Origin of the sequence: Micromonospora sp. NBC_01392 (genome assembly GCF_045040125.1) — a bacterium.
Classification (GTDB): Bacteria; Actinomycetota; Actinomycetes; order Mycobacteriales; family Micromonosporaceae; genus Micromonospora.
In genome coordinates this window covers 908,255-934,676 of the sequence record NZ_CP109549.1, presented here as the reverse complement: position 1 = coordinate 934,676, position 26,422 = coordinate 908,255, and the positions used below count along the sequence as shown (strand labels likewise).

28 protein-coding genes are annotated in these 26,422 nt (G+C 73.1%); 14 read left to right on the top strand and 14 right to left on the bottom strand.

Annotated elements, in window-relative coordinates; genetic code table 11:
* Positions 1-7: 7 nt before the first annotated feature.
* Both OG767_RS04470 and OG767_RS04465 read right to left on the bottom strand, forming a co-directional pair.
* Complete coding sequence (locus tag OG767_RS04470; RefSeq protein ID WP_405092280.1) at positions 8-1,468, bottom strand: leucyl aminopeptidase family protein; 1,461 nt, start codon at positions 1,466-1,468, stop codon at positions 8-10.
* 145 nt (positions 1,469-1,613) lie between these two features.
* Positions 1,614-1,781 carry a DUF3117 domain-containing protein gene (locus OG767_RS04465; RefSeq protein WP_013283866.1) on the bottom strand — a complete coding sequence of 56 codons (168 nt, stop codon included), beginning with the start codon at positions 1,779-1,781 and terminating at the stop codon, positions 1,614-1,616.
* A gap of 189 nt (positions 1,782-1,970) precedes the next feature.
* On the opposite strand from OG767_RS04465, the gene OG767_RS04460 reads away from it, so the two are divergent.
* The gene (locus OG767_RS04460) at positions 1,971-2,789 is read left to right on the top strand and encodes a PaaX family transcriptional regulator C-terminal domain-containing protein (RefSeq protein ID WP_107154892.1); all 819 of its coding nucleotides are present in this window, start codon (positions 1,971-1,973) and stop codon (positions 2,787-2,789) included.
* 4 nt (positions 2,790-2,793) lie between these two features.
* Positions 2,794-3,585, top strand: coding sequence for an enoyl-CoA hydratase/isomerase family protein (locus OG767_RS04455; protein ID WP_107154891.1), 792 nt, complete (start codon positions 2,794-2,796; stop codon positions 3,583-3,585).
* Between the two features lie 3 nt (positions 3,586-3,588).
* Here OG767_RS04455 and OG767_RS04450 read toward each other — a convergent pair whose 3' ends face one another.
* The 4 genes from OG767_RS04450 to OG767_RS04435 are packed head-to-tail and all read right to left on the bottom strand — an operon-like array spanning position 3,589 to position 6,142.
* A complete protein-coding gene (locus tag OG767_RS04450) occupies positions 3,589-4,212 on the bottom strand; it encodes a hypothetical protein (RefSeq protein ID WP_405092279.1) in 624 nt (207 codons plus the stop codon).
* Positions 4,213-4,237: 25 nt separating this feature from the next.
* A complete protein-coding gene (locus OG767_RS04445) occupies positions 4,238-4,822 on the bottom strand; it encodes a DNA-3-methyladenine glycosylase I (RefSeq protein WP_405092278.1) in 585 nt (194 codons plus the stop codon).
* Positions 4,823-4,868: 46 nt separating this feature from the next.
* Positions 4,869-5,366 carry an SRPBCC family protein gene (locus OG767_RS04440; RefSeq protein WP_405092277.1) on the bottom strand — a complete coding sequence of 166 codons (498 nt, stop codon included), beginning with the start codon at positions 5,364-5,366 and terminating at the stop codon, positions 4,869-4,871.
* A complete protein-coding gene (locus OG767_RS04435; RefSeq protein WP_405092276.1) occupies positions 5,363-6,142 on the bottom strand; it encodes a DivIVA domain-containing protein in 780 nt (259 codons plus the stop codon). Before OG767_RS04435 ends, OG767_RS04440 begins: the two co-directional genes overlap by 4 nt.
* 261 nt (positions 6,143-6,403) lie before the next feature.
* Between OG767_RS04435 and folP the strand changes: the two genes are divergently transcribed.
* Positions 6,404-7,273, top strand: coding sequence for a dihydropteroate synthase (folP, locus tag OG767_RS04430; protein WP_281943157.1), 870 nt, complete (start codon positions 6,404-6,406; stop codon positions 7,271-7,273).
* A gap of 3 nt (positions 7,274-7,276) precedes the next feature.
* Here the strand turns inward: folP and ndhC are convergent, their stop codons facing one another.
* Positions 7,277-7,654, bottom strand: coding sequence for an NADH-quinone oxidoreductase subunit A (gene ndhC, locus OG767_RS04425; protein WP_405092275.1), 378 nt, complete (start codon positions 7,652-7,654; stop codon positions 7,277-7,279).
* 128 nt (positions 7,655-7,782) lie between these two features.
* On the opposite strand from ndhC, the gene OG767_RS04420 reads away from it, so the two are divergent.
* The 3 genes from OG767_RS04420 (at position 7,783) to OG767_RS04410 (ending at position 12,300) form a co-directional block, all read left to right on the top strand.
* Positions 7,783-9,228 carry a hypothetical protein gene (locus OG767_RS04420; RefSeq protein ID WP_405092274.1) on the top strand — a complete coding sequence of 482 codons (1,446 nt, stop codon included), beginning with the start codon at positions 7,783-7,785 and terminating at the stop codon, positions 9,226-9,228.
* A 197-nt stretch (positions 9,229-9,425) separates the two neighbouring features.
* Positions 9,426-11,273 (top strand): 2-oxoacid:acceptor oxidoreductase subunit alpha, encoded by a 1,848-nt coding sequence (locus OG767_RS04415; RefSeq protein ID WP_405092273.1) that lies wholly within the window; start codon positions 9,426-9,428, stop codon positions 11,271-11,273.
* Positions 11,266-12,300, top strand: a complete 1,035-nt coding sequence (locus OG767_RS04410; RefSeq protein WP_405092272.1) for a 2-oxoacid:ferredoxin oxidoreductase subunit beta — start codon at positions 11,266-11,268, stop codon at positions 12,298-12,300. The genes OG767_RS04415 and OG767_RS04410 overlap by 8 nt, the downstream gene beginning before the upstream one ends.
* A gap of 77 nt (positions 12,301-12,377) precedes the next feature.
* On the opposite strand, the gene OG767_RS04405 is transcribed toward OG767_RS04410, so the two are convergent.
* Positions 12,378-13,019 (bottom strand): FMN-dependent NADH-azoreductase, encoded by a 642-nt coding sequence (locus OG767_RS04405; RefSeq protein ID WP_405092271.1) that lies wholly within the window; start codon positions 13,017-13,019, stop codon positions 12,378-12,380.
* Between the two features lie 83 nt (positions 13,020-13,102).
* Here OG767_RS04405 and OG767_RS04400 point away from each other — a divergent pair, with 83 nt between their 5' ends.
* Positions 13,103-13,576, top strand: coding sequence for a MarR family winged helix-turn-helix transcriptional regulator (locus OG767_RS04400; RefSeq protein WP_405092270.1), 474 nt, complete (start codon positions 13,103-13,105; stop codon positions 13,574-13,576).
* A 39-nt stretch (positions 13,577-13,615) separates the two neighbouring features.
* Here the strand turns inward: OG767_RS04400 and OG767_RS04395 are convergent, their stop codons facing one another.
* Positions 13,616-14,629, bottom strand: a complete 1,014-nt coding sequence (locus OG767_RS04395) for a TrkA family potassium uptake protein (protein ID WP_107154879.1) — start codon at positions 14,627-14,629, stop codon at positions 13,616-13,618.
* Positions 14,630-14,806: 177 nt separating this feature from the next.
* Here OG767_RS04395 and OG767_RS04390 point away from each other — a divergent pair, with 177 nt between their 5' ends.
* The 3 genes from OG767_RS04390 (at position 14,807) to OG767_RS04380 (ending at position 17,388) form a co-directional block, all read left to right on the top strand.
* Complete coding sequence (locus OG767_RS04390; RefSeq protein ID WP_405092269.1) at positions 14,807-15,841, top strand: hypothetical protein; 1,035 nt, start codon at positions 14,807-14,809, stop codon at positions 15,839-15,841.
* Positions 15,842-15,948: 107 nt separating this feature from the next.
* A complete protein-coding gene (locus tag OG767_RS04385) occupies positions 15,949-16,572 on the top strand; it encodes a helix-turn-helix domain-containing protein (RefSeq protein ID WP_405092268.1) in 624 nt (207 codons plus the stop codon).
* Between the two features lie 225 nt (positions 16,573-16,797).
* Positions 16,798-17,388, top strand: a complete 591-nt coding sequence (locus OG767_RS04380) for an ATP-dependent Clp protease proteolytic subunit (protein ID WP_405092267.1) — start codon at positions 16,798-16,800, stop codon at positions 17,386-17,388.
* 86 nt (positions 17,389-17,474) lie between these two features.
* On the opposite strand, the gene OG767_RS04375 is transcribed toward OG767_RS04380, so the two are convergent.
* The 4 genes from OG767_RS04375 to OG767_RS04360 all read right to left on the bottom strand — a co-directional run bounded on the left by OG767_RS04375 (position 17,475) and on the right by OG767_RS04360 (position 21,842).
* Positions 17,475-18,419, bottom strand: coding sequence for an NADP-dependent oxidoreductase (locus OG767_RS04375; RefSeq protein WP_405092266.1), 945 nt, complete (start codon positions 18,417-18,419; stop codon positions 17,475-17,477).
* A gap of 204 nt (positions 18,420-18,623) precedes the next feature.
* Positions 18,624-19,436 carry a helix-turn-helix domain-containing protein gene (locus OG767_RS04370; protein WP_405092265.1) on the bottom strand — a complete coding sequence of 271 codons (813 nt, stop codon included), beginning with the start codon at positions 19,434-19,436 and terminating at the stop codon, positions 18,624-18,626.
* Between the two features lie 4 nt (positions 19,437-19,440).
* The gene (locus OG767_RS04365) at positions 19,441-19,950 is read right to left on the bottom strand and encodes a MarR family winged helix-turn-helix transcriptional regulator (RefSeq protein ID WP_405092264.1); all 510 of its coding nucleotides are present in this window, start codon (positions 19,948-19,950) and stop codon (positions 19,441-19,443) included.
* Between the two features lie 104 nt (positions 19,951-20,054).
* Positions 20,055-21,842 carry an adenylyl cyclase gene (locus OG767_RS04360; RefSeq protein ID WP_405092263.1) on the bottom strand — a complete coding sequence of 596 codons (1,788 nt, stop codon included), beginning with the start codon at positions 21,840-21,842 and terminating at the stop codon, positions 20,055-20,057.
* 167 nt (positions 21,843-22,009) lie between these two features.
* Between OG767_RS04360 and OG767_RS04355 the strand changes: the two genes are divergently transcribed.
* Positions 22,010-22,855 carry an SDR family oxidoreductase gene (locus OG767_RS04355; RefSeq protein ID WP_405092262.1) on the top strand — a complete coding sequence of 282 codons (846 nt, stop codon included), beginning with the start codon at positions 22,010-22,012 and terminating at the stop codon, positions 22,853-22,855.
* Positions 22,856-22,907: 52 nt separating this feature from the next.
* Here the strand turns inward: OG767_RS04355 and OG767_RS04350 are convergent, their stop codons facing one another.
* Positions 22,908-23,684 (bottom strand): HAD-IIB family hydrolase, encoded by a 777-nt coding sequence (locus OG767_RS04350; RefSeq protein ID WP_405092261.1) that lies wholly within the window; start codon positions 23,682-23,684, stop codon positions 22,908-22,910.
* Between the two features lie 172 nt (positions 23,685-23,856).
* On the opposite strand from OG767_RS04350, the gene OG767_RS04345 reads away from it, so the two are divergent.
* The 3 genes from OG767_RS04345 (at position 23,857) to OG767_RS04335 (ending at position 26,225) form a co-directional block, all read left to right on the top strand.
* Positions 23,857-24,591 (top strand): class I SAM-dependent methyltransferase, encoded by a 735-nt coding sequence (locus OG767_RS04345; protein WP_405092260.1) that lies wholly within the window; start codon positions 23,857-23,859, stop codon positions 24,589-24,591.
* 210 nt (positions 24,592-24,801) lie between these two features.
* Positions 24,802-26,007: a cytochrome P450 gene (locus tag OG767_RS04340; protein WP_405092259.1), complete on the top strand. Its 1,206-nt coding sequence runs from the start codon at positions 24,802-24,804 to the stop codon at positions 26,005-26,007.
* Complete coding sequence (locus OG767_RS04335; protein WP_405092258.1) at positions 26,004-26,225, top strand: ferredoxin; 222 nt, start codon at positions 26,004-26,006, stop codon at positions 26,223-26,225. The genes OG767_RS04340 and OG767_RS04335 overlap by 4 nt, the downstream gene beginning before the upstream one ends.
* The last annotated feature ends 197 nt before the right edge of the window (positions 26,226-26,422 follow it).

The window sequence follows — 26,422 nt, the reverse complement described above, 5'->3', positions numbered from 1 at the left end:
CGCCCGCTCAGCCCAACGTCGCCAGCCAGCGCAGCAACCCGCGTACGCCCCAGCCGGTGGCGCCCCTGGTCAGTTCGCCGTGCACGTCGTCGGACCAGGACGGGGCGGACATGTCCAGGTGCGCCCAGCGGTCCCGCAGGTCGCCGGTGAACTCGCGGAGGAAGAGCGCGGCCACCACGGAGCCGGCGCCCCGGGCCGGGGAGCTGTGCAGGTCGGCGACGTCGCTGGCGAGGTATTCCAGGTAGTCGTCGGCGAGCGGCATCCGCCAGGCCCGCTCGCCGGCCGCGCTGATCGCGGCCAGCAGGTCGGTGGCCAGGTCGTCGTTCTCGGCGTAGAGCGCGGCGTGCCGCTTGCCCAGGGCGACCGCGTTCGCCCCGGTCAGGGTGGCCAGGTCGACGAGCAGGTCGGGCTTCAGTTCCCGGACCGCGTACGCCATCGCGTCGGCGAGCACCAGCCGCCCCTCGGCGTCGGAGTTGGTGCTCTCGCTGGTCAGCCCGCCGTAGTGCCGGATCACGTCGCCGGGGCGGAACGCGGAGCCGCTGACCATGTTCTCGGCCAGCGGGGCCAGCGTGGTGATCCGGACCGGCAGGCGCAGCGTGGCGGCGCCCAGCGTGGCGGCGACCACGGCGGCAGCGCCGGCCATGTCCTTGCGCATGAGTTTCATGGCCGGCACCGGCTTGATCGAGATGCCGCCGGTGTCGAACGTGATGCCCTTGCCCACCAGCACCACGTGGGTACGCGCGCCGGCCGGCCGCCAGTCCAGTTCGACCAGGCGCGGCCCCTGGACGGAGCCGCCGCCGACGGCCAGGATGCCGCCGAAGCCCTCGGCCGACAGCTCCTCCGGGCCACGCACGTGCAGGTGCAGGTCGGGGCGGTCGGCGGCGGCGTCGGCCACCTGGTCGGCGAACCACGCCGGATGTTTGGTGGAGGACGGGGTGTTGGTCAGGTCGCGGGCCAGCCGGGTCATCTCGGCGGTGACCCGGGCCGCGGCCAGCGTGTCGGCGAGCGCGTCCGGGTCGGCCACCAGCACGTCCACCCGGGCCAGGGCGGGTTGCGCGCCGGCCTCGGTGAGCCGGAACCGGTAGGAGCCGAGCAGCAGCCCCTCGGCCAGGCCGCGCAGCGCCGACCCGGACCCGTCCGGAACCGAAATCGTGATCTGCGTCTCATCCTTGCCGGCACGGGCCAGCGCGGCCCCGGCGGAGCGCCAGCCCGCCTCGTCGCCGTCGCCGACGCCGAGCAGCCAGAGCCGGCTCGGGGCCTCGCCGGGACGCAGATGTTCGCGGATCTCGCCGGCCGCGCCGGTGAGGCGGGCGGCGGGCAGCAGCGCGGTCGCGGCGGCCCGGACGTCGTCATCGGGCGGGACGGCGGTCGGGACCAACGTCGGCGGGGCGTCCGGCCCACCGGGACGGATGGGCAGGACGAGGGCGTCGGGTCGCGTGGACCCGCTCACCAGACGAATGGCCAGCACGCTGGACCGTACCTCCGAAAACGCTCTAAGCGGGACGCGTTGCCGCTTACCGGCCGAGGAAGGCCCTGAGCCACCGGGCAAGCCGGTGGCTCAGGGTAGGACGAACCGTCCGCGCGGTGGGACACCACGCGGCCTGCTCCTCGAATCAGCCGGCGGCCGCCTTCAGCGCGTCACCCAGCGCGGTGGCCTCGTCGGGAGTCATCTCGACGACGAGCCGGCCACCACCCTCCAGCGGGACCCGCATGACGATGCCCCGGCCCTCCTTGGTGACTTCCAGCGGACCGTCGCCCGTCCGCGGCTTCATCGCCGCCATGTTGTCTCCCCTCAGACCTACGCCAGGGTCGGTGGGTTGCCCCACAGCCACTTCGCCATCGCACCCGCAACAGTCGCGGAGGCGTCGACCAACGATTTTCCCTGATGAACACCGCCGGACCCAAACCGAAGCAGCATTGATGTAACAGCATCTAGCTTATCTTGGGTAGGCCTGTCACAATGTGCGGTCATGCAGGCACGGTCGGCACTCTTCGACCTGTACGGCGACCACCTCCGCGTCCGGGGTGGCCGTGCACCGGTCGCCGCCCTGGTCAAGCTGCTGGCGCCGCTCGGGATCGCCCCACCGGCGGTACGCACCGCGGTGTCCCGGATGGTCCGTCAGGGCTGGCTGGAACCACTCCGGCTCGCCTCCGGACCGGGATATTCGATCACCCCGAAAGCGGGTCGTCGACTCGACGAGGCGGCCTCCCGGATCTACCGGACCGGTCGGCACAGTTGGGACGGACGGTTCGATCTTCTCGTCCTCACGGCGCCCGCCTCCCGCCGGGACCGGCAGCGGCTCGCCGCCAACCTCACCTTCCTCGGCTACGGCACACTCGACGACTGCACCTGGGTGGCCACCCGCCCCGGCGAGGACGTCGACCTGCTGCTCGCCGAGGCGGGCGTGCGCTTCGAACGGTTCACCGCCGCGCACGCCGCCGGCACCCCGGGCGCCATGGGCGTGGTCCGCCGGGCCTGGGACCTGGTCGAGATCGGCCGGGCGTACGAACGCTTCGTCGCCGAACAGAAGCCGCTGCTGTCCGGCGTCACGGTCCGCAGCAGCGACGAGGAGGCGTACGCGGCCCGGTTCCGGCTCGTGCACGCGTGGCGTACCTTCCTGTTCCGGGACCCGCAGTTGCCCCCCGCGCTGCTCCCCGAGCGCTGGCCGGGCACCAGCGCGGCCGGGTTCTTCGACCGGCACGCGGCCCGGCTCCGGCCGGCCGCCGACCGGTACGTCGAGCAGTGCCTCGACGCCAGCCACCGCCTCGCCCGACAGAAGGGTCGTTAGAAACGTGACCGAGCCGCTGCTCGTCGACCGCACCGACGCCGTCGTCACCCTGACGCTGAACCGCCCGACGGCGATGAACTCGCTCGACGTGGCGCTCAAGGAGGCGCTCCGGGAGACGCTGGCCGAGTTGGAGACCGACCGCTCCTGCCGGGCGGTCGTGCTGGCCGGCGCGGGCGGCTCGTTCAGCGCCGGGCAGGACCTGCGGGAGCACGTGCAGACGCTGGAGTCGGCGGACGCCGACCCGCTCGCCACCGTGCGGGCGCACTACAACCCGATCGCCGCCCGGCTGGCCAACCTGCCCAAGCCGGTGGTCGCCGCGGTGCGTGGGATGGCCGCCGGGGCCGGCGCCTCGCTGGCGTTCCTGGCCGACTTCCGCATCGGCGGCCCGAAGACGCGGTTCCTGATGGCGTTCGCCGGGGTCGGGCTCGCCGCCGACACCGGGGCCTCCTGGACGCTGCCCCGGCTGGTCGGCCACGCCAAGGCGGTCGAGCTGCTCATGCTCGCCGAGCCGGTCGGCGCCGAGGACGCCTGCCGGCTGGGCCTGCTCACCCGGTTGGTGGACGACGACGAGCAGGTGCTCCCGGCCGCGCAGGAGCTGGCCGTCCGGCTCGCCGCCGGCCCGACCGTCGCGTACGGGGCGATCAAGCGTCAGCTCTCCATCGCCGACGCCGGCACGCTCGCCGACGCGTTGGCCGCCGAGGCGCAGGCGCAGGCCATCTGCGGCGGCACCGCCGACCACCGGGCCGCCACGATGGCGTTCGTCAACAAGCAGAAGCCGGTCTTCGAGGGGCGCTGAGGCTCAGTCGTCCTCCTCCGGGTCCTGGTTGGCCTCGACGCCGAGCACGAACGCCTGCATGGCCAACTCGTCGCCGGCCGGCGAGACGAACGCCGGCAACTCACGCGGGCCCAGCTCCTGCACGTAGGACCAGAAGATCCGGACCGCCTCGGCCCGCGTGGCCGCCTCGATCGGCAGGTCGAGGCTGACCAGCCAGGTACGCCGAGCCGGCGGCGGACCGAGCCGGTCGGCCAGCGCCCGCCAGCGCGCCGGGTCGAGCGCGGCGACCGGGCCGTCCGGGGCCGGGCCGTCGACCGGCACCGGCTCGTCGAGCGCCCGACGGGTGTACGTCACCACGAGCGCGCCGGCCGCCGGGTCGGACTGGGGGTCGTCCGGATCCTCCCGGCCCTCGGCGCCGGGGCGCGTCACCCGGCCGAGCGCCACCAGCCGCAGCGGCTCCTCGACCAGCACCGCCACCCGGTCACCCGGGCGCGGCCGGGCCGCCCCCGGCAACCCGGTCAGCTCCAGCACGTCGTGGTGCACCAACCGCTCGGCCTGGTAGCGCTCGGCGGGCAGCAGCACCGCCCAGGCGCCCGGCGTGGTGTCGGCGTCGGTCGTCCCGCTCGTCCGTGGCTCGGTGTCGGTCATGCCCCAATCCCATCACGCCGCGTCGTCAGACCCCGGCCCGGTCACCACCGGCGTGACATCCGGCGAGGTGATCGTCCACCATGCCGGTGGCCTGCATCAACGCGTACGCGGTGGTCGGGCCGACGAAGCGGAAGCCGCGCTTCTTGAGCGCCTTGGCCATCGCGGTGGACGCCGGGGTGAGCGCCGGCACGGAGTCGAACGAGCGGGGGCGCGCCGGTCGGGGCGGAGGCGCGAACGACCAGAGCAACGCGGAGAGCCCCTCGGGCAGCTCCAGCGCGGCGCGGGCGTTGGCGATCGCCGCCTCGATCTTGGCCCGGTTGCGGACGATCCCGGCGTCGGCCAGCAGCCGAGCCGTCTCGGCCTCGCCGTAGCCGGCGACCGACTCGATCCGGAACCCGTCGAAGGCGAGCCGGAACGCCGGCCGCTTGCGCAGGATGGTCAGCCAGGACAGGCCGGACTGGAACGCCTCCAGGGTGAGCCGCTCGTAGAGCGCGTCGTCGCCGCGCAGCGGCCGACCCCACTCCTCGTCGTGGTAGGCGGCGTAGTCGGGGGTGCTCGCCCCCCAGGCGCAACGGGGCAGCCCGTCCGGGCCGGTCACCAGGTCAGTCACGCCGCACAGGGTAGTGCGACCCACCGACTCCGCCGGCACGCCACGGTCAGGGCAGGCGGCCCTGCTCGACCAGCCGGGCGAACCTCTTCAGCGCCTGGGTCAGGCCGAACTTCGAGCCGGGCCAGAGCACCGGCCAGGCCACCCGGCCCGCCGTCCCGCCCGGCAGGTGGAACCACTCGTGCCAGACCACCTGGGTGCGCTCCCGGTCCATCGGGGTGCACCGCAGCACGCCGGGGCCGCGCAGCAGCTTGCCGCAGTGCACCACGCCGACCTCGTACGGCGCGTCGACGCGCACCACCCGCATCTCGTCGCGGAGCACGGCCGGGCCGACCGCGGTGACCGCCTCGACCAGGCTGCCCTCGCCGCCGTCGCCCTCGACCACCCGGACCGTGGTGAACGGGATCCAGTCCGACTGCCGTTCCCACGCGGTCAGCGCCGCGAAGACGCGCTCCGCCGGCGCGTCGACGATCACCGTGGCGGTGACCTCGGCGGCACCCGGCTGGGCCGCCTCGGCGAAGCCTGCGGAACCCTCCGCGCCGGTCACGCCGGCTCCGAGCGGGCCACCGGCCCACGTGCCCGGTCGTCCGCGTCGCTGTCGTCCGCGTCGCTGTCGTCCGCGCTCGCGCCGGCCGGCCCGGCGGTGATCCCACCGGCCGGGGACGTGGTGTCCTCGACCGCGGCGGCGGCCGGCGCCTCCGCCACGCCCGCCTCGGCCGTCCCGTAGCGGGCTCCGGTCACGGCTGCCGGTCGGCTTCCGGCGGACCGGCCGTCGGCCGGGCCGGCGACGGACCGGTCGGTGGCCGACTGCCCGGCGACGAGCGGGTCGGTGGCCGACGGCCCGGCGGCGGACCGGTCCCGGGCCGGCGTCGCGGCGGTCGGCGACTCCGGCGCCGACAAGTCGATGGTCACCGGACCGGCGCCCGACGGATCGAGGGCCGACTCGTCGGTCCCGGCCCCGGCGGCGACGGCCTCCTCGCGCGCCCGGCGCAGGGCGTCGGCCTCTTCGGTCCGGCCCTCCCGCAGTGCGGTGTTCTCGGCCTCCAGCACGCCGATCAGCTCGGACTTGTAGCCGATGTCGTAGGCGGCCCGCCGGAGCGCCACGTCGACCTGGGCCATCCGGTAACCGCGCAGCGCGGTGTCGAACCGGACCCCGGTCACGTCCGACTCGTCGAGCGGGCGGCCACCCGGTAGCGGCACGGCCCGGCCGTCCGGCTCGGCCGGCACCAGCCCCGGATCCCGCCCGGAGACGAGCACCGTCACTCCGAACACCACTGCCGCGACGGTCAGCGCGACGACCAAGAGGAGCAGAACCTCACCCATGGAGAGATCGTGGCATGCGGGCCGGGATCGGGCGAGCCCTCCACGGCCTCCGGTCGGCAAAACCCGCGCTCCCGGCGTGGTGGAGGTTCCTCCCCGACCGCCGCCCGCCTTCCACATTTCAGGAAATCCGAAGATCTTGGTACGAAAGTGCCCCCGGCGGGTCCGTGCCGTACCAAGATCTCGGAGCGGCGCCGGGGGCGGCACCGCGGGGGACGTGCGAGGGTGCGACGGTGGTACGGGGACGGGGACGAGGAGGCGGGGATGACCGGGATGTTGCGGCTCGGTGGACGGGCCTTCGCCCCGGGTGAGCTGGTGGTGATGGCGATCGTGAACCGCACCCCGGACTCGTTCTTCGACCGGGGCGCCACGTTCGCCCGGGACAGCGCGCTGCGAGCGGTCGAGCGGGCGGTGACCGAGGGCGCGGAGATCATCGACATCGGCGGGGTGAAGGCCGGGCCCGGCGACGAGGTCGACGTGGCCGAGGAGATCCGCCGCACGGTGGACACCATCGCCGCGGTCCGGGCCGCCTTTCCCGACGTGGTCGTCTCGATCGACACCTGGCGGGCGGAGGTGGCGGTGGAGGCGGTCGCGGCCGGCGCGGACCTGCTCAACGACACCTGGTCGGGGGCGGACCCGGCACTGGCCCGGGTCGCCGCGGCGACCGGCGCCGGGCTGGTCTGCTCGCACGCCGGTGGGCTGGCCCCGCGTACCCGGCCGCACCGGGCGGCCTTCGACGACGTGGTGACCGACGTGCTCGACACCGTCACCGGGCTGGCGGAACGCGCGGTCGGGCTGGGGGTACGCCGGGACGGCATCCTGATCGACCCGGCGCACGACTTCGGCAAGAACACCCGGCACTCGCTGGAGATCACCCGGCGGCTGGCCGAGTTGACCGACACCGGTTGGCCGCTGCTGGTGGCGCTGTCGAACAAGGACTTCATCGGCGAGACGCTGGACCTGCCGGTGCCGGAACGACTGGAGGGGACGCTCGCCGCCACCGCGGTCTCGGCCTGGCTCGGCGCCCGGGTGTTCCGCGCCCACCAGGTCCGCCCGACCCGTCGGGTGCTCGACATGGTGGCGTCGATCCGGGGGGACCGGCCGCCGGCGGCGACCCGGCGCGGGCTGGCCTAGGGGTCAGGTCCAGCGCAGCACGCCGCGCCGCCAGGCGTAGAGGATGCCGAGCGCCACGATCGCCACGAAGACGCCCATCTCCACCACCGTGGTCGCCCCGAAGCCGGGCCGGTCGAAGACCAGCGCCCACGGGAAGAGGAAGACCGCCTCCACCGCGAACAGGACATAGAGGTACGCGTAGACGTAGTAGCGGATCTGCATCTGGGCCCAGTCGCCGCCGACCGGGTCGAGCCCGCACTCGTACGTGGCCCGCTTGCCCCATGGCTCCGCCGGTCGGGCCGGACGTAACATCCGGTTCGCCGAGAACGCCGTCAGGAAGAAGAGCACGGCGGCGAGCAGCAAAAGACCGAGCGTGGCGTACGAGCCGAGGTATCCGGTCACGACCCGGAGCGTACCGGTCCCGTCGAGACGTCTCGGACACGTTACGAATTCGTTTCCTGGCGGGACTAGTGCCGGAGGGCAACCGTCCCCGAATAATGAGACCTCGTTGAAACGTCCCCGGAGGACAGATGACCCGCCCCCGCGTCCGGCCTGCCCACCGGGTCACGCCTCGCCGTACCCTCGCGCTGTTCGCGCCCGCGCTGATCGCCGCGGCCGCGGCGGTCGCCGTGGTGGCGCCGGGATGGGCCGCGGTCACCCCCGCCGCCGCCGCGGCCGGGGTGGTCCGGGTGGCCGACCCGGGCGCGCCGGGCGACCCGGGCGACCCGGGCGGCGACCCCGGCGACCCGACCGAGCCGACGCCGACCGGGGACGCGACCACCACCGCGCCGGCCCCGACCACGGCGCCGCCGACGGAGGAGGCCCCGCCGCCCACCACGCCCCCGCCGCCGGTCACCACCGCGCCGCCCCCGCCGACCACCACCGCGCCGGCCCCGCCCGCCACCACCGCGCCGGCCACCACCACCGCACCGGCCCCGCCGCCGGTCGGGCCGCCCGTCAAGCCCCCGCCGCCACCGCCCACCCAGGCCGCCGGCGGGCCGCTGGGGGTGCAGGTCAGCACCGGCGACCTGGCGCTGACGCCGGACTACTGGAACGCCGACAGCACGGTGGCCACGCTGCGGGTGACGGTGACCAACACCGGTGGACGTGAGGAGCAGATCAGCCTCGGCTACTCGTTGCCGGCCGGGCTGGTCGACGGCGGCACGCCGGGTTGCGTCGACGCCGGAGGCGGCAACCACCGCTGCGGCGGGTGGACCGTCGCGCCCGACGCCCGGTTCAGCGCCACCATCCGGGTCCGGGTCGCCGGGGACGCCTGGCAGACCATGCCGCTGAGCGGATCGGTCCAGGTCACCGCCGTCGCGCCCGGCGTCGCCGGGGCGGCGTACGACGACGAGGGCTTCGCGGTGCTGTTCCCGCCCGGCCCGCCGGTGCCCGGCATCTCGCTCCGCGCCGACGAGGTCCTCTTCGACATCAGCGGCGCGCCGAGCACGCTCACCGTACGGCTGGGCAACACCGGCGAGGTGGACGCCGCCGGACGGGTGGAGGTGCTCCTCCCGGGCGGGGTGACGGTGAGCGACACCGGGAACGCCTGCGCCCCGGTGGCCCCGGACCGGACCCGGTGCGAGCTGGGCACGCTGCCGGCCGGCCGGACCGCGACGCTGCGCCTGCCGGTGACCGCGTCGGCGGAGGCCCAGCGCATGGCCCCGCTCGCCGGCGCGGTGATCGGCCGGTTGGACCCGCGCAGCGGGCGGGACCGACAGGTGCAGATGAGCTTCCGGATCAGTGCGGCGGCGGCGCAGTCCACGCCGGTGGCGGGGGCGCCCACGCCCACGGGTTCTCAGGGAGTGCTGACTGCGTCGGAGCGGTCCGATTCCGGCGACGGCCCGGCCCGAGGAATCGCCATTGCCTTGATCATCATGTCGGCGTTGCTCGTCGTTTTCGCGTTGACGCTGGCCACGCGCTCGCTGCGACGCCGCAGCGACATCACCGTGCCGGAGCCGACCACGGAGCGGTGAGCCGCGCGGCGCGGTGATCTGGATTACGGTCGGCGGTACTAACCGTCCCTAATCAGGGCATACAGCAGCCCGTTCGGGTCTCACCCGTCGGACCACCACCAAGGCGGCCCTAACCGTACGACGTAGGCTCTGACGGTGAGAAACGGAGCGGGCCGCGTCGACGAGGGCGACGGCGCTCAGCGAAGCGAGGTGCGGGCGTGACCAAGCAGATCCGTCAACTGGACCGGGTGGTCATCCGGTTCGCCGGCGACTCCGGCGACGGCATGCAGCTCACCGGCGACCGGTTCACCTCGGAGACGGCACAGTTGGGCAACGACATCTCCACGTTGCCCAACTTCCCGGCCGAGATCCGCGCGCCCGCCGGCACGCTGCCGGGCGTGTCGAGCTTCCAGGTGCACTTCGCCGACTACGACATCCTGACCCCCGGCGACGCGCCGAACGTGCTGGTGGCGATGAACCCGGCCGCGCTCAAGGCCAACCTGGCCGACCTGCCGCGCGGGGCGGACATCATCGTCAACACCGACGAGTTCACCCGCCGCAACCTGGCCAAGGTGGGCTACGCGACCAACCCGCTGGACGACGACACGCTCGACGGCTACGCGGTGCACCCGGTCGCGCTCACCTCGATGACGATCGGTGCGCTGGCCGAGCTGACGGTGTCCAAGAAGGACGCCGAGCGGGCCAAGAACATGTTCGCGCTCGGGCTGCTGAGCTGGATGTACTCCCGGCCGTACGAGTCGACGCTGCGGTTCCTGGAGCGCAAGTTCGCCCGCCGGCCGGAGCTGGTGGCGGCGAACGTGGCCGCGTTCCGGGCCGGCTGGAACTTCGGCGAGACCACCGAGGACTTCTCCGTCCGGTACGAGGTCAAGCCGGCGAAGATGCCGCCCGGCACGTACCGCAACATCACCGGCAACGCGGCGCTGTCGCTGGGCCTGGTGGCCGCCGGGGTGCGCTCCGGGCTGCCGGTGTTCCTCGGCGCGTACCCGATCACCCCGGCCTCGGACATCCTGCACGAACTGAGCAAGCACAAGAAGTTCGGCGTGGTCACCATGCAGGCCGAGGACGAGATCGCCGCGGTCGGCGCGGCGCTGGGCGCGTCGTACGGCGGCTCGCTCGGCATCACCACCACCAGCGGGCCGGGCGTGGCGCTGAAGAGCGAGACGATCTCCCTGGCGGTGGCGCTGGAGCTGCCGCTGGTCATCGTCGACGTGCAGCGGGCCGGGCCGTCCACCGGCATGCCCACCAAGACCGAGCAGGCCGACCTGAACATGGCGCTGTACGGCCGGCACGGTGAGGCGCCGGTCGCGGTGATCGCGCCGAAGTCGCCGTCGGACTGCTTCCACGCCGCGCTGGAGGCGGCGCGGATCGCGCTGACCTACCGCACGCCGGTGATCCTGCTCTCCGACAACTACGTGGCCAACGGCTCCGAGCCGTGGCTGCTGCCGGACGTGGACTCCCTGCCCGACCTGCGGGTGGAGTTCGCCACCCGGCCCAACGGCGAGGACGGCACCACGTTCCTGCCCTACCTGCGCGACCCGCAGACGCTGGCCCGCCCGTGGGCGGTGCCCGGCACGCCGGGGCTGGAGCACCGGATCGGCGGCCTGGAGAAGGCCGACAAGACCGGCGACATCTCGTACGACCCGACGAACCACGACTTCATGGTGCGGACCCGGGCGGCCCGGATCGAGACCATCCCGGTGCCGGACGTGGAGGTCGAGGACCCGGACGGCGACGCCCGGGTGCTGGTGCTGGGCTGGGGCTCGACGTACGGCCCGATCGGCGCGGCCTGCCGGGGGCTGCGCCAGCGCGGGCTGCCGGTGGCCCAGGCGCACCTGCGGCACCTGGCCCCGATGCCGGCCAACCTCGGCGAGGTGCTGCGCTCCTACGACCGGGTGGTCGTTCCCGAGATGAACCTCGGCCAGCTCGCCCACGTGATCCGGGCGAAGTACCTGGTCGACGCGATCGGCTACAACCAGGTCCGCGGCCTGCCGTTCACCGCCGCGGAGCTGGAGACGATGCTGGAAGAGGTCCTGAAGAATGTCTGAGCCCGTCGCCCTGAAGCTCACCGCCAAGGACTTCAAGTCCGACCAGGAGGTGCGTTGGTGCCCCGGCTGCGGCGACTACGCCGTCCTGGCCGCGGTGCAGGGCTTCATGCCGGAGCTGAACATCCCCCGGGAGAACATCGTCTTCGTCTCGGGCATCGGCTGTTCGTCCCGCTTCCCGTACTACATGAACACGTACGGCATGCACTCGATCCACGGTCGCGCCCCGGCGATCGCCACCGGCCTGTCGGTGTCCCGGCCGGACCTGTCGGTCTGGGTGGTCACCGGTGACGGCGACGCGCTCTCCATCGGCGGCAACCACCTGATCCACGCGCTGCGCCGCAACGTCAACCTGAAGATCCTGCTGTTCAACAACCGGATCTACGGGCTGACCAAGGGCCAGTACTCGCCCACCTCCGAGGTCGGCAAGATCACCAAGTCGACGCCTGTCGGTTCCGCGGACGCCCCGTTCAATCCGCTGTCGCTGGCGCTCGGCGCCGAGGCCACGTTCGTGGCCCGGACGCTCGACTCGGACCGCAAGCACCTCCAGTCGGTGCTGCGGGCCGCCGCCGAGCACAAGGGCTCGGCGTTCGTGGAGATCTACCAGAACTGCAACATCTTCAACGACGGCGCGTTCGAGCCGTTGAAGGAGCCGACCACCCGGGACGACTACCTGATCCGGCTGGAGCACGGGCAGCCGATCACGTTCGGCACCGACGGGCAGTTCTGTGTCGTCCACCCGCCGGGCGGCTTCGGGCTGGAGGTGCGGGAGACCGCGGCCACCCCGGCGGACCAGATCGTGGTGCACGACGTCACGGTCGCCGACCCGGCGTACGCGTTCGCGCTGTCCCGGCTGCCCGGGCTGGATCTGCGCAACACGCCGCTCGGGGTGTTCCGGTCGGTGGACCGGCCCTCCTACGACAGCGTGGTGCAGGAGCAGGTCGCGTCCGCGCGGGCGAGCGTCGACCAGACCCCGGAGCAGCAGCTCTCGGCGCTGCTCGGCAGCGGTGACACCTGGACGATCATGTAACTCCGCCCTGATCCGCGCGTCCGTCAGGGCGGGCCGTCCCCGGGGGGCGGCCCGCCCTTTCGCGGTTTCCGGACCGGTCAGACGGCCGCCGGCACCCACAGCTCGTCGATCGCCCGCTCGGCGGCGGCGAGGCTCGCCTCGTGCAGCGGGACCAGCTCGGCCATCGCCGGGTTGACCGGGGCCAGCGTCAGCTCGGCCGAGATGAACCGCGGCTCCAGGCCGGTGCGCGACAGTCCGTGCGGCAGCCAGGGCTCGGCGTGGTCCCAGCCGGCGCGCGGGGTGCCCGCGCCGTAGCCGCCGCCCCGGGTGCCGAACACGATGAACTCGCGACCGCCGAGCAGCCCGGCGCCGGTGGCCGGGTCGAGCGCGAGACCGGGCGCGATCAGGTGGTCGACCCAGGCCTTCACGCTGCTGGGCGGACCGAAGTTGTAGAGCGGCAGGCCGAGCAGGATCGTGTCGGCACGCAGGACCTCGCTCACCAGGTCCTCGGTCACCCGCCAGGACGCGCGCTGCTCGGGCGTGTGCTGGTCGGGCGGCACCGCCCGGGCGAGACCGCCGGCGGTGTCCAGGTGCGGCACCGGGTCCTGACCGAGGTCCCGGTAGGTGACCGTGCCGCCGGGGTGGGCGGCACGCCAGGCGTCGGCCGCGCGGGCGGTGAGGCGACGGCTGACCGACCGCTCACCGTTGATGCTCGAGTCGATGTGCAACAGGTGGGCCATCGTTTACTCCTCCATCGATCGTTCGTGTAGCACGAACCATTTATAGCAGGTCGATGTTCCTTGTTCGCCGTAGACTGGGTCACATGCCAGCCGAGCCCGCCGACGAGCGCCGCTCCGGGCCGCTGCTCCAGCACCTGGCCCGGCGGATGCGGCTGCGCTCGGAATCGGTGCTGACCCCGCTCGGCCTGCGCGTCCGACACCTGGTCGCGCTCACCGTGCTGCGCGACTCGGGCGACATCAGCCAGCAGGGGCTGGCCGGCACGCTCCAGATCGACGGCACCAACGTGGTCGGGCTGCTCAACGACCTGGAGTCGGCGGGCCTGGTCGAGCGCCGTCGCTCCCCGACCGACCGCCGGCGGCACGTCGTCAGCCTCACCAGGGCGGGCGACACCCGGATCCGCGAGGCCGAGTGCGCGCTCGCCGACGCGGAGGACGAGGTGCTCGGCGCGCTGGCGCCCGACGAGCGGGACCTGCTCTACGACCTGCTCCGGCGGGCCAGCCAGGGCTGCGCCCCGACCTGCACCGAAGCGGTCACGGAGAGCCCGGACGCCTGCTGACCGGGCCGGCGCCGGTCAGGCCGGGACGGTCGACAGCGCTCAGGCCGTGGTGGTCGCCTGCGGGCGGTCGTCGCGGACGTGGACCAGCATGTCGCCGGTCTCGATCACCGCGCCGGCCCGGTCGTTCAGCGCGACCACCTTGCCGCGCCGGACCAGTGCGATGACAAGCGACTCCAGCTCACGCGGCGAGCGACCCACCTCACTGCGCTCGGCCGAGCGCATCGCCAACGCCATCCCCTGACCGGGGGTGAGCAGGTCCTCCACCACGTCGATCAGGGGCGGGGCCGAGGTGGAGAGGCCGAGCAGCCGACCGGCGGTGGCCGACGAGACGATCACGTGGTGCGCGCCGCTCTGCTTGAGCAGCGGCGCGTTCTCCGCCTCCCGGACCGCCGCGATGATCCGCACCTGACCGGCGGTGAGCTGCCGGACGGTCAACGCCACCAGCACCGAGGCGTCGTCACTGTCGGTCGCGATGATGACCGCCTTGGCGGTGCGGATGTGCGCCTCCTCCAGCACCGACGAGCGGGTCGCCGAGCCCTCGATCGTCACCAGCCCGTTCGAGGTGGCCTGGCGCAGCGCCGGCCCGCTCCGCTCGACCACCACGATCTTGGACTTGTCCGCCCCGTTCTCCAGCAGCGCGGAGACCGCGCTGCGGCCCTTGGTGCCGTAGCCGCAGATGATGACGTGGTCCTTCACGGATCTCCTCCACCGCGACAGGCGACGGCCGGTCCGGTACTGCTCGGTCAGGACTTCCAGGGTGGTGCCGACCAGGATGATCAGGAAGAGCACCCGGGCGGGGGTGATGAACAGGACGTTGATCAGGCGGGCCGACGGACTGGCCGGCGTGATGTCGCCGTACCCGGTGGTGGAGAGCGAGACCACCGTGTAGTAGAAGCAGTCGAGCAGCGTCAGGCCGTCCTCGTTGACGTCGCGGTAGCCGTCGCGGTCGAGCCAGACCACGAAGACGGTGGCGAAGACCAGGCCGAGGGCGGCGAGCAGGCGCAGGCTCAGCGCGCTCAGCGGCCCCCGCCGTTGCGCGGGAAAATGGATCACCGTCGGTCCCGCTCCGCCACCGTCGCCTGCACGCCCTCAAGATAGCGGGTACGCCGGGAGTCGGCCGGGCGGGCCGTGGGACCGGCCCCCACGTCGCAAGCGGTAAGGATCTCGTCACATCCGTCGACGCCCCGGTGGGTGAGACTCGACCCGACGAATGTGACGAGGGGGAGTCGGATGCGTACAGGTGCGGCACTGACCACGCTGGCCGTGGTCGTCGGGGTGGCTCTGGCCGGCCCCTCACCCGCGGTGGCGAGCACGCCGACGCCCGCCTCGTCGATGCCGACGGCGAAGCGCACCGCCGTCGTGCTGCCGTCGCTGACCGGCCGGGGCAGCACGGCGTACGACGTCAACCGGGCCGGGGTGGTGGTCGGGTCGGCGGAGCTGGCCAGCGGCTACTGGCACGCGGTCCGCTGGGTGGACGGGCGGATCGAGGACCTGGGCACGCTCGGCGGGCCGAACAGTCAGGCCCAGGCGATCGACGAGCGGGGCCGCATCGTCGGCACCGCCCAGGCCGCGGACGGCAGCAGCCATGCCGTGGCCTGGGTCGACGGGAAGATCCAGGACCTCGGCCTCACCGGTGGCATCTTCTCCATCGCGTACGACACCGCCGGGGACCGGGTGGTCGGCGTGTATCACGTCACCGACAGCTTCGCCGGGCGGCGGGCGTTCGTCCGCACCGGCACCACCGAGATCACCATCGACGCGCCGCCGGGTGCGAGCGCCGTCGCGGTCAACGAGGCGGGCACGGTCGCCGGCACCTACGGCTACCGGGACTGGACCGACCCGCCGTTCGTCAACCAGGCCTTCGTGTGGCGCAACGGGGTCGTCCGGCCGCTCGGCACCCTCGGCGGTCCCACAAGCGACGCGAGCGGCATCAACGATCTCGGTCAGGTGGTCGGCACCAGCTGGACCGCGGACGGCGCGTTCGCCGCCTTCTTCTGGGACGGCACGACGATGCGCCGACTGTCCACCAGTTCGGCGTCCCCCACCGCCCAGGCCGTCAACGACTCGGGTCTGGTGGTCGGCACCGACGGCACCGACGGCCGGGCGATGCTCTGGCCCTCACCGACGGCGGGCTCCCAACTGCTGCCGCTGCCGGACGGGGCGGTGGGCAGCGTCGCGATCAATGTCAACGACACCGGTCTGATCGTCGGCCAGGCGGACTTCCTCTCGCCGAGCTTCCACAGCCGGGCGGTCGTCTGGCGTTGACCGACCCCGGCCCGGTCGGCATTACGGGGGCCGACCGGGGCGGCCCACGCCGCCGGGACGGGGCATGATGGGTAGCGTCGGCGAACGGCGACCGCGAGGAGGCCGGCATGTCGTTGCTGCGACGGGTGATCGGCGGGGTGCTGCGGCGGATCCGCCTGCGTCAGGGCCGCACGTTGCGCGAGGTGGCGCAGGCGGCCGGCGTCTCCCTGCCCTACCTCTCCGAGGTCGAGCGCGGGCGCAAGGAGGCCTCCTCCGAGGTGCTGGCCGCGATCTGCCGGGCGCTCGGCATCCACCTCGCCGACCTGCTGGAGGAGGCACGCGACGAGCTGCGCCGGGAGCGGCCCACACCGGTCGGTCCCGGGGTGCCACTGGCCCGGCTCGACCGGGTGCCCGCGGCCCGCAGCGGCCCGCAGCTCCGGGTCGGCCCGCCCCGCCTGCACGCCACCCGACGCCCGGGCGGCCCGAACGCGCCGCATCCGGCCCGGCCGGTCACGTCGCCGCACACCGCCCACCCGGTCCGACCGACCCCGCTGCTCGGCGGCAGGCTGCGCCCGATGGGCGGGTCCCCCACGCCGGTCGGCCCGCCGCTCGGTCACGCACCGGAGCTGTTCGGCGCCGGCACCCGGATCTGGCTGATCCCGACGCCGGCCGCGCGCCCGCGCCCGCGTACCTCACCGGCGCTGGCCCGGCGCCGGGCCCGCGCGGCCCGACGGCGGCCGGTCGCGGCGTAGCGCCCACGGTCGGGCCGGACGAACGCCGACCGGGCGTGGCGCCGGGCGCCGCGACGGACGACCGAGGTACGGCCCGCACCGACCGGCGGCGCCCACCCGGTTCTGCCGAGGGCGAGTCTGCCCGGGGCAGAAAGCCTGGGCCGCGCGGGTGCGCCCGGCGGACGCTGGAGACCGCCGGCTCGCCGGGCGGTCCCCCGCCCACCGGCGTCACGGAGGTGGGCAGTCATGAGTGGCATCTGGATGCGGGACGAGGGGCAGCCGGTCTTCGGCGACCGGGTCTTCGAGCGGCTACTCAAGGAACGGATCATCTTCCTCGGCACCGAGGTCACCGACGACTCGGCCAACCAGATCTGCGCGCAGATCCTGCTGCTCGCGGCCGAGGACGCGGAGCGGGACATCTACCTCTACATCAACTCGCCGGGCGGCTCGGTCAGCGCCGGGATGGCCGTCTACGACACCATGCGGTGGGTGAAGAACGACGTGGCGACGCTGGCGCTCGGGATGGCCGGCTCGATGGGGCAGTTCCTGCTCTGCGCCGGCACGGCGGGCAAGCGGTTCGCGCTGCCGCACTCGCGGATCATGATGCACCAGCCGTCCGGCGGGTTCGGCGGCACGGTCGCCGACATCACCATCCAGGCCGAGAACATGCTGCACGTGAAGCACACCATGCAGGAGCTGATCGCCCGGCACAGCGGGCACACGCTGGAGGAGATCCAGCGCGACTGGGACCGGGACCGCTGGTTCACCGCCGAGGAGGCCCGCGAGTACGGGCTGGTCGACCAGGTCCTCTCCCGGGTCGACCAGCTCGTCGGCTGAGCCGCGGACGGCCGGCTACCGGAACTCGCTGCGATACGCCGGGGCGAGTTCCACGGCGCGGCCTTCGGCGGGGATCCGGTGGCTGATCAGGCGTCGACGACGACGATGGTCTTGCCGCTGGGCAGCGCGCCCGCGGCGGCGTCGGCGTGCAGGGCCGGCAACTCGGCCAGCGGCACCCGCCGGGCCACGTCGACGTGCAGCTCGCCGCGGTCGACGAGGCTCACGAGGTGCGCGAGCTGGTCGGCGTCGCTGCGGACGAAGAGGTCGACGCCCCGTACGTCGCGCTCCTCGTCGGCGGGGGCGGGCATCCAGACGGTGGTGTTGACCAGCACCCCGCCCGGACGGATCACCGTGAGCAGGTCGGCCAGCCGGGCCGGGTCGACGGGTGCGAGGTTGAGGACGACGTCGACCGGCTCGGTGACCGCCGTGGTCACCTCGGTGGTGGTGTGGTCGACGACCTCGTCCGCGCCCGCCGAGGTGACCGCCGCGCTGCTGCGGGGACCGGCGACGGCGACGACGTGGGCGCCGGCGTGGTGGGCGAGTTGCACGGCGTACCGGCCGACCGCACCGGCCGCGCCGTTGACCAGGACACGCTGCCCGGTGGTCAGTTTCGCGTGGTCGAAGAGCGCCTGCCAGGCGGTGAGCCCGACCGCCGGCAGTGCGGCGGCGTCGGTCAGCGGGATGCGCGCCGGCGCCGACGTCAGGGCCTCCGCCGGTGCGACGACGTACTCGGCGGACGCGCCGGCCTCCGTCATGGGCAGGAAGCCGATGACCTGGTCGCCGGGACGGAAGCCGTCGACGCCCTCGCCGAGCGTGTCGACCGTGCCGGCGACGTCGAAGCCGGGGGTGTGCGGCAGCGTCACCGGGATGGGGCCCTGCATGAAACCGGCCCGGATGTTGCCGTCGACCGGGTTGAACGAGGTCGCCGCGACGCGGATCCGCACCTGACCGGCGCCGGGGACCGGCTGCGCGGCGTCCTCCAGACGCAGGACGGACGGGTCTCCGTACTCGTGGAAACGCACTGCCTTCATGGTGATCCCTCATCTTCCCGAGCCGAGTGCTTCGAATGCGAAGCACTTCATGACCATAGCTCACTTCGAATTCGAAGCAAGTGTGCTGCGGTGTGAGCCGGCCGACAGTCCGCGTCGGCCCGGCCAGTCGAGCATCGCGGAGTTCGGGGAACGGAGGAATGTCGTCGTCATCCACGGATCGACAGTCCGTGGACAACTGCCGGCTCAGGTCAGCCGGCGGAGTCTCGCCTCGCTCGGCGAGCCGGGCTGCGCCAGGAAGACCAGCAGCTCCTGACCCTCGTCGGGATCCACCAGTCGGCGCGAGTGCAGCTCCACCTCGCCCAACTCGGGGTGCCGATAGCGCTTGAGGTCGTGGTGGTGGGTGACATCCACCTCGTGCCGTCGCCAGACCTCGGCGAACGCGGGGCTGACCGACAGCAGCGCCTCGACGATCTCGCCGGCCGTACCGGTGGGGTCCGCCGTGTACGCCGCGCGGATGTCGACGATGAACACGCGGCCCCGGATGGCATGGTCCTCGGGCGGATAGATGGCCCGTTGCGACGCGTCGGTGAACCATCGATAGACCAGGTAGCGGGACATGCCCTCGAACCTGGTGTAGTCGCCGAACAGGGCGACCGCGGGCGGGGTCTGCAGCAGGGCCTCCCCGAACCGGGAGAAGACCAGCGCGGGCGTGTCCGAGAGACGCTCGACGATCCGCCGCATGGCGGGGCTGACCCGCTCGTCCCGCAGGACGCGCCGCGGCGCCGAGTGGCCGCCGAGGGCGAACAGGTGGTCCCGCTCGCCGGGGCTGAGCTTCAGGGCCCGGGCCAGGGCGGCGAGCATCTGCTCGGACGCCATCGGGCCGCGCTGCTGCTCCAGTCGGCTGTAGTAGTCGGCCGACATGCCGGCCAGCACCGCGACCTCCTCCCGCCGCAGTCCGCCGGTGCGGCGCCGTCGGCCCCGGGGAAGCCCCACGTCCTCCGGTTGCAACGCCTGACGACGGGCCCGGAGGAAGTCGGCGAGCAGCGTACGGTCCATCCCGTCAGCAGCCGGTGCGGGCGCGGCCGGCCCGGGGCCTGGCCGACCTCGGCGGGTTGGCGCGCATGTGGTCGCGCACCCGGCCGAGGACGGCACTGACGGCGGCGAGGTCCCGGTCGGCCATCGGCTCGAACAGCAACTGCCGGACGCGGTCGACGTGCCCGGGCAGCACGTGGGCGATCAGGTCCCGGCCCGCGTCGGTGACCGTCACCCGGACGCTGCGCTCGTCGTCCGGCGAGGGTGCCCGGGTGACCAGGCCGCGCTTCTCCAGCAGACCCGCCTGGTAGGTGAGCCCGCTGCGGCTGTACACGACGCCGTCGGCCAGGTCGGTCATCCGCAGCCGGCCCTCCGGGGCGTCCACCAGCCGGGCCAGGATCTGGAACTGCACGTAGCTCAGGTCGCCGGCGGCGCGCAGGTGCTCGTCCACCGCATACTGCAGGAGGCTGCTGACCTCCATCAGGGCGAAGTACGCGCCGAGCTGCTCCGCGTTCAGGCCGGCCGCCGGTTCACTCACCCGATGATTCTACGTGCTTTGAACTCGAAGTTTCCCGGCGATCGGCGGTCCACCCGGACCGCCCCGGCCGCGCGGACCGGGGCCGTCCGGGCCACCGCAGCAGGTCAGGGGTAGCTGACCACCGGGCTGGTGCCGTACGAGCCGACCACCGGGGTGCCGGCCTCGTTGATCGTGCGCTCGATCCCGCCACTGCCGTTCAGGAACACGGTGATCGCGTCGTGGAACCGCACGCCGGCCCGGCGCGGCGCCTCGATCGCCCGGTCGCAGCGGATGTCCACGCCCTGGTTGAAGTACGCGTAGACGCCCAGCCCCCACGCCTCGTGCGTGCGGACGTGCGGGGCCACCCGGTAGGAGGCCCAGCCGTCGCCGGTCGGGCTGCGCCAGGCCGCCTGGCTCGGCGGGTCGTAGGGCAGCTCGCTCTGGTAGAACACGGTCCGGCCGCGCTCGCCGTGCCAGCGGGTCTGCCAGCGCTGGTAGTGCTCGACGAAGAGCCCGTACGCGGTGACGTCGTCGCCGTTGACGACCACCCCGGTGGCGGCCGTGTTGACGTCCCAGCCGATGGTGCCCGGCTGGCCGTGGTCGCCCCGCCAGGCCCAGATGTTGTCGATCAGCGTGTGCCGGCTGTGCACCACCAGACTGGTCACCGCCCGGCCGGCGGACGGGCCACCGACGCGGAAGAAGACGTCCTGCAACGAGATCGGGTTGCCGGCGTGCGCCCGGTGGCTGTGCCGCCCACCGACCTCGACCAGCACCTCCGACTCGACCGGCCCGGCGTCGACGAGCACCCCGGCGATCCGTACCCCGTCGACGTCCTCGATCCGCAGCGCCGCGTCACCGGTGACCGGCGCGAGGCTGGGCATGCCGAGGCCGAGCACGACGGTGTTCGGCCGGCGGACCCGCAGCGCCCGGTCCAGGCGGTAGACGCCGGGGGTGAGCAGCAGGTGGCGACCCCGGGCGAGTTCGGTGTTGATCCGCGTCGCGCTGTCGGTGGGCCGGGCGATGAAGAAGTCGGTAAGCGGCAGCGACGGCGTCGGCGCGCCGCCGGCGGCCCAGGTGGTGCCCGCGGTGTCGCGGCGCAGACGGGGCACCGCCACCCGCCAGCGGCCCGCGTCGTCCACGAAGAGGTACGGCTTCTCCCGGATCACCGGGCTGGTCGGCAGCGTGGTGTACGGCGGGTCGGGGAAGCCCTGCGCGGGCGCGCCGATCACGCCGGAGAAGACCTGGTTCCACACGCCGTTGGTCCACTCGCCACCGAGTTCGCTGTCCCGGGTGAGCCACTGCTGCTGGGAGCCGTTGATGGTGATGCCGTCCACCTTGGAGTCGGCGATGAAGCCGCCGCTGGAGTAGCCGCCGTTGCCGGGTTCCAGCCAGAGCACGCCCTTGACGTGCACCCGGCGCATCGGCGACGCCTGGGAGACGGCCCACTGGTTCGACCAGTCGGTCGGGGTGACGGCGAGGTTCTCCGCCGAGCGCCAGAAGTTGGTCAACGCGGAGATGCCGGCGGGTGAGTTCGGGTCGGGCTGGCCGACCACCCGGACCGCGCCGTGGATCTCCACGTCGTCCGGGTGGGCGCCGAGCCCGGCCACGGTGGTGTAGTAGCCGAGCCGGGCGTCCACCTCGTAGCGGCCGGGCTTGAACAGCACGGCGTACCGGTCGGCGCCCATCTCGTTGTGCTCCTGGGCGGTGAAGATCCGGTCCAGGGTGGACTGGATCTCCTCGGTCGGGGTGCTCGGGTCGTAGACGAAGACGTTCGGGCCGAGGTCGGGCTCGCGGGCGGGCCGCGCGGTCGGGGACGCGACGGCGGTGCCGGCCGGGAGGCCGAGGGCGGTGAGCGAGGCCGCCGAGGCGGTGAGCGCGAGGAAGCGGCGGCGGGAGGGGTCGGATGATCGCATCTGCCTGCCTGTTCGGTGGTGGAAGGAGAGCGGAGAGCGCTCTCTCGCCGTTCCTACCGCATCCCCGTCGATCCCACCAGAGCCCGCCGGTTCCGGAACCGGGAAGCATCGCGCCGCGGCGGTGGTTGTTCTCAAAGAAGTTGAACTCGCAACCACAGGGAGCGCGCATGTCCATCGCCGTCACCGGAGCCACCGGCCAGCTCGGCCGCCTCATCGTCACCGCGCTGCTCGACCGTGGCGTACCGGCCGGGGAGATCGTGGCGATCGGCCGCGACCGCGAACGACTGGCCGACCTCGCCGGCCAAGGCGTCGTCACCCGCCCGGCCGAATACGACGACCCCGACTCGCTCCGGGCCGCCCTCGCCGGGGCCGAGAAGCTGATGTTCGTCTCCGGCAGCGAGGTCGGCCGGCGTCGACCCCAGCACGCCAACGTGGTCACCGCCGCCCGGGAGGCCGGCGTCGGGCTGGTCGTCTACACCAGCATCGCCCACGCCGACACCGCCGAGATGCGGCTGGCCGGCGAGCACCGGGACACCGAACGGCTCATCCGCGACTCCGGGCTGCCGTACGTCTTCCTGCGCAACAGCTGGTACCTGGAGAACTACACCGACCAGCTCGACGCGTACCGGGAGCACGGGGTGGCGGGCGCGGCGGGTGACGGGCGGGTCAGCGCCGCCACCCGCGCGGACTACGCCGGGGCCGCCGCCGTGGTGCTCACCTCCGACGGTCACAACCACCAGGTGTACGAGCTGGGCGGCGCGCCGTTCACGCTCACCGACCTCGCCGCCGAGGTGGCCCGGCAGACCGGCGCGCCGGTCGGCTACACCGACCTGCCGGCGGACCGCTACACCGAGGTGCTGGTCGCCGCCGGCCTGCCCGAGGGGTACGCGGCCGTGCTCGCCGACAGCGACCTCGGTCTCGCCCGGGGCGAACTGGAGGTCGGCGACGATCTCGCCAAGCTGCTCGGCCGCGCCCCGACCACGCTGGCCGAGGCGATCCGCGCCGCCCGCTGAACGACCGGACCGAGCCCGTCGCCCCCACAGGGATCGGCGGGCGCGGTTCCCGTCAGGCCCGCTCGGCGCGCTGCTTCACGAGGTCGTCGACGAGCGTCTCCACGTAGTCGGCGGTCTCCTCCCAGCGGGTCACCGCGACGCTGCGGATGCCCATGGCCTTGACCGGGTAGTCGTTGCCGCCCACGTCGAGCCGGTCCCCCACGAACAGCACGTTGTCGATCTTCAGATCGAGGTGCTCCAGCAGCTTCCGCATGCCGTACGCCTTGTCCACGCCCTTGCACGTCACGTCGATCGAGGTCGAGCCGCCGCCCCGGACCTCCAGGTCGGGCAGCTTCGCGGCAACCGCGTCGCGCAGCCGCTTCTTCTTGCTGCCGTCCGGGTCCCAGCCGTACTTCTCCGCCGGCGGAGCGGACTGCCCGAGCGCGGAGAACGTGATCTGGCTGCCCCGGTCCTCGACGATGTCACCCCACGTCTTCGTCTCCCACAGCCCGAGCGCCTGCGCCGACTCGGTGAGCGCGGCGATCACCCGGGCCTTGTCCGCCTCGCTCAGATCCTCCGCGTAGACCAGCCGCCAGTCGCCGGACGACCACCGGTAGTAGCGGGTGCCGCAGGTCGGCATCAGGTGCAGCCGGTCGCGCTGCTCCTCGGTGAGATCGAGGTGGGCCAGCACCTGCGACTGGAACTGCTCGAACCGGCCACCGGAGATGATCAGGACGTCCACCTCGGTGAGCAGGTGACCGAGCAGGTCCGCCATCCGACGATCGATCTGGGACTTGGAAATCGCCAGGGTGTCGTCGAGGTCGAACGCCACCACTCGAAGATCGTTCACGAATACCTCATGTGTCGTCGCGGGCTGGTCGGGACTAGCAGGGTACCGATGCGGCCTGACGCGTTCCTGAGCGCCCGGGGGCTCCGCCCATTGACGGAGAGTAACAAGCAGGCCGCGTACGACGACCGGAAAGCGCTGGACACGCGGCGTCCTCGACGTCGATGGTGACCCGATGCGCCAGGACGAGATCTGGGACGGCGAGGCCGCCCGACGCTACGACACGCCGGGCACCGGGATGTTCGCGCCGGAGGTGCTCGGCCCCACCGTCGACCGGCTCGCCGCGCTCGCCGGGACCGGCCGGGCCCTGGAGTTCGCCATCGGCACCGGCCGGGTGGCGGTGCCACTCGCCGCCCGCGGCGTGCCGGTCAGCGGGATCGAACTCTCCGTACCCATGGTGGAGCAGTTGCGGACGAAGGTCGACGCCGCCACGGTCCCGGTGGTGGTCGGCGACATGGCCGGCGCGACCGTGCCGGGCGAGTTCAGCCTGGTCTACCTGGTCTACAACACCATCGCCAACCTGCTCGACCAGGACCAGCAGGTGGCCTGCTTCCGCAACGCGGCGCGGCACCTCGGGCCGGGCGGCCGGTTCGTGATCGAGCTGTGGGTGCCCGAGCTGCGCAAGCTGCCCCCGGGCCAGCAGGCGACCGTGTGGCGCACCGAGGCCGGCTACATCGGCCTGGACACCTACGACGTGCTGCGCCAGCGGGTGGTGTCGCACCACTTCCACTTCGGTGACGGCCGCGAGGCGCGGGTCTTCCGCACCCCGCACCGCTACATCTGGCCGTCCGAGCTGGACCTGATGGGCCAGTTGGCCGGCTTCACGCTGGAGAGCCGGCACGCCGACTGGTCCGGCGCGGAGTTCACCGAGGAGTCCCGCTCCCACGTGTCGGTCTACCGACTGACCTGAGCGCCCCCGGATGACGACGGCGCTCGTCGCCGGCGCGTCCGGCGCCGGCACGCCCCTCGCCGGCGCGTCCGGCGTCGGACAGTCGACGCACCGCGCGGGCGCACTGGCACCGGCCTATGCGCTCCGCTACTATCAGCAATCGACACGTCACGATGAGCTGATCACCCCGGCTGCTCCGGGGGTGACCCGATCTGCTTCGGGGGTCGACCAATGCCGGACGTCGCCAAGGTCACCGCGCAGCCGTACCCGTTCAGCCCACCCGACCGGCTCCACCTCGACCCGCGCTACGCCGAGCTGCGGCGCACCGAGCCGCTCATCCGGGTGCGGCTGCCGTTCGGCGAGGAGGGGTGGCTCGCCACCCGACACACCGACGTGCGGACCGTCCTCGGTGACGCGAGGTTCAGCCGGGCCGCCAGCGTCGGCCGGGACGAGCCGCGGCTCACCCCGAGGCAGATCGAGGGCGGCATCCTGTCGATGGATCCGCCGGAGCACACCCGGCTGCGGCGGCTGGTCGCCAAGGCGTTCACCGCCCGCCGCGTCGAGCAGCTCCGGCCCCGCACCCGGCAGATCGCCGACGAACTCATCGATGCCATGGTGGCGGGCGGGCCGCCGGCCGACCTGGTGGAGCACTACGCCACCCCGCTGCCCATCCAGGTGATCTGTGAGCTGCTCGGGGTGCCCTTCGCCGACCGGCACCTGTTCCACGTCTGGTCGGAGGCGATCGTCTCGACCACCTCGCTGCCGCCCGAGCGGATCCAGGAATACCTCGACAACCTGTACGCGTACATCGGCGAGCTGGTCCAGCAGCGACGTCGGGCGCCCACCGACGACCTGATCTGCGCGATGGTGCGGGCGCGCGACGAGGACCAGGACCGGTTCACCGAACAGGAGATCGTGCAGCTCGCCGCCGGGCTGCTCGCCGCCGGCCACGAGACCACCGTCACCCAACTGCCGAACTTCGCGTACGTCCTGCTCACCCACCCGGAGCAGATGGCCTGGCTGCGGGTCGACCCCGCCCGGGTGCCGACCGCGGTCGAGGAGCTGATGCGGTACGTCCCGCTCGGGGTGGCCTCCTCATTCGCCCGGTACGCCACCGAGGACATCGAGGTCGGTGGGGTGCTGGTGCGGGCCGGGGAACCAGTGATCGGCTCGATCTCGTCGGCGAACCGCGACGAGACCGTCTTCGCCGACCCCGATCGGCTCGATCTCGGCCGGGAGACCAATCCGCACATCGGTTTCGGGCACGGCGTGCACCACTGCCTGGGGGCCCAGCTCGCCCGGATGGAGCTACAGGTCGGGATCGGCACGCTCGTCGCCCGGCTGCCCGAGCTGCGGATCGCCGTCCCCGAGCCGGAACTCACCTGGAAGAGCGGCATGATCGTCCGAGGTCTGGCCCGGATGCCGGTGGCCTGGTGAGCGCCGGCTGGCGGATCGCCGTCGACGCACGGCGCTGCATCGGATCGGGCGGCTGCGTCGGCATGGCGCCGGCCCACTTCCGGCTGGAGTCCGGGTCGGCCACGCCGATCGCGGCGACCGTCGAACCGGACGAGACGGTGATCGACGCCGCCGAGTCGTGCCCGGTCGAAGCGATCACCGTACGCGACGACGACGGTGAGCTGGTCGCTCCCGCCTGACACGACGACGCCTGACCTCGACGCACCGGAATCGTTCCCGCGGTTCGTGAGTCACTGGGGGTTTCGGGGAGCGATGCAGATTCATCAAGGTCCTGGTCAGCTCTTTGCTGGCCAGGGCCTTGTATTGGTGCCCCCGGGGCAGGCTATCCAACCCGGGCCAGGTTCTTAGGCCATGTGTCAGCTACCCGATCCGTCAT

What these genes read in the sequence shown, in the direction of transcription:
- OG767_RS04345 (WP_405092260.1), top strand. Translation starts at nt 23,857, where the DNA reads ATGCGCCAGGACGAGATCTGGGACGGCGAGGCCGCCCGACGCTACGAC.
- OG767_RS04450 (WP_405092279.1), bottom strand. Translation starts at nt 4,212, where the DNA reads ATGACCGACACCGAGCCACGGACGAGCGGGACGACCGACGCCGACACC.
- folP (WP_281943157.1), top strand. Translation starts at nt 6,404, where the DNA reads ATGACCGGGATGTTGCGGCTCGGTGGACGGGCCTTCGCCCCGGGTGAG.
- OG767_RS04340 (WP_405092259.1), top strand. Translation starts at nt 24,802, where the DNA reads ATGCCGGACGTCGCCAAGGTCACCGCGCAGCCGTACCCGTTCAGCCCA.
- OG767_RS04385 (WP_405092268.1), top strand. Translation starts at nt 15,949, where the DNA reads ATGTCGTTGCTGCGACGGGTGATCGGCGGGGTGCTGCGGCGGATCCGC.
- OG767_RS04375 (WP_405092266.1), bottom strand. Translation starts at nt 18,419, where the DNA reads ATGAAGGCAGTGCGTTTCCACGAGTACGGAGACCCGTCCGTCCTGCGT.
- OG767_RS04465 (WP_013283866.1), bottom strand. Translation starts at nt 1,781, where the DNA reads ATGGCGGCGATGAAGCCGCGGACGGGCGACGGTCCGCTGGAAGTCACC.
- OG767_RS04380 (WP_405092267.1), top strand. Translation starts at nt 16,798, where the DNA reads ATGAGTGGCATCTGGATGCGGGACGAGGGGCAGCCGGTCTTCGGCGAC.
- OG767_RS04370 (WP_405092265.1), bottom strand. Translation starts at nt 19,436, where the DNA reads ATGGACCGTACGCTGCTCGCCGACTTCCTCCGGGCCCGTCGTCAGGCG.
- OG767_RS04410 (WP_405092272.1), top strand. Translation starts at nt 11,266, where the DNA reads ATGTCTGAGCCCGTCGCCCTGAAGCTCACCGCCAAGGACTTCAAGTCC.
- OG767_RS04360 (WP_405092263.1), bottom strand. Translation starts at nt 21,842, where the DNA reads ATGCGATCATCCGACCCCTCCCGCCGCCGCTTCCTCGCGCTCACCGCC.
- OG767_RS04460 (WP_107154892.1), top strand. Translation starts at nt 1,971, where the DNA reads ATGCAGGCACGGTCGGCACTCTTCGACCTGTACGGCGACCACCTCCGC.
- OG767_RS04405 (WP_405092271.1), bottom strand. Translation starts at nt 13,019, where the DNA reads ATGGCCCACCTGTTGCACATCGACTCGAGCATCAACGGTGAGCGGTCG.
- OG767_RS04355 (WP_405092262.1), top strand. Translation starts at nt 22,010, where the DNA reads ATGTCCATCGCCGTCACCGGAGCCACCGGCCAGCTCGGCCGCCTCATC.
- OG767_RS04420 (WP_405092274.1), top strand. Translation starts at nt 7,783, where the DNA reads ATGACCCGCCCCCGCGTCCGGCCTGCCCACCGGGTCACGCCTCGCCGT.
- OG767_RS04390 (WP_405092269.1), top strand. Translation starts at nt 14,807, where the DNA reads ATGCGTACAGGTGCGGCACTGACCACGCTGGCCGTGGTCGTCGGGGTG.
- OG767_RS04435 (WP_405092276.1), bottom strand. Translation starts at nt 6,142, where the DNA reads ATGGGTGAGGTTCTGCTCCTCTTGGTCGTCGCGCTGACCGTCGCGGCA.
- OG767_RS04400 (WP_405092270.1), top strand. Translation starts at nt 13,103, where the DNA reads ATGCCAGCCGAGCCCGCCGACGAGCGCCGCTCCGGGCCGCTGCTCCAG.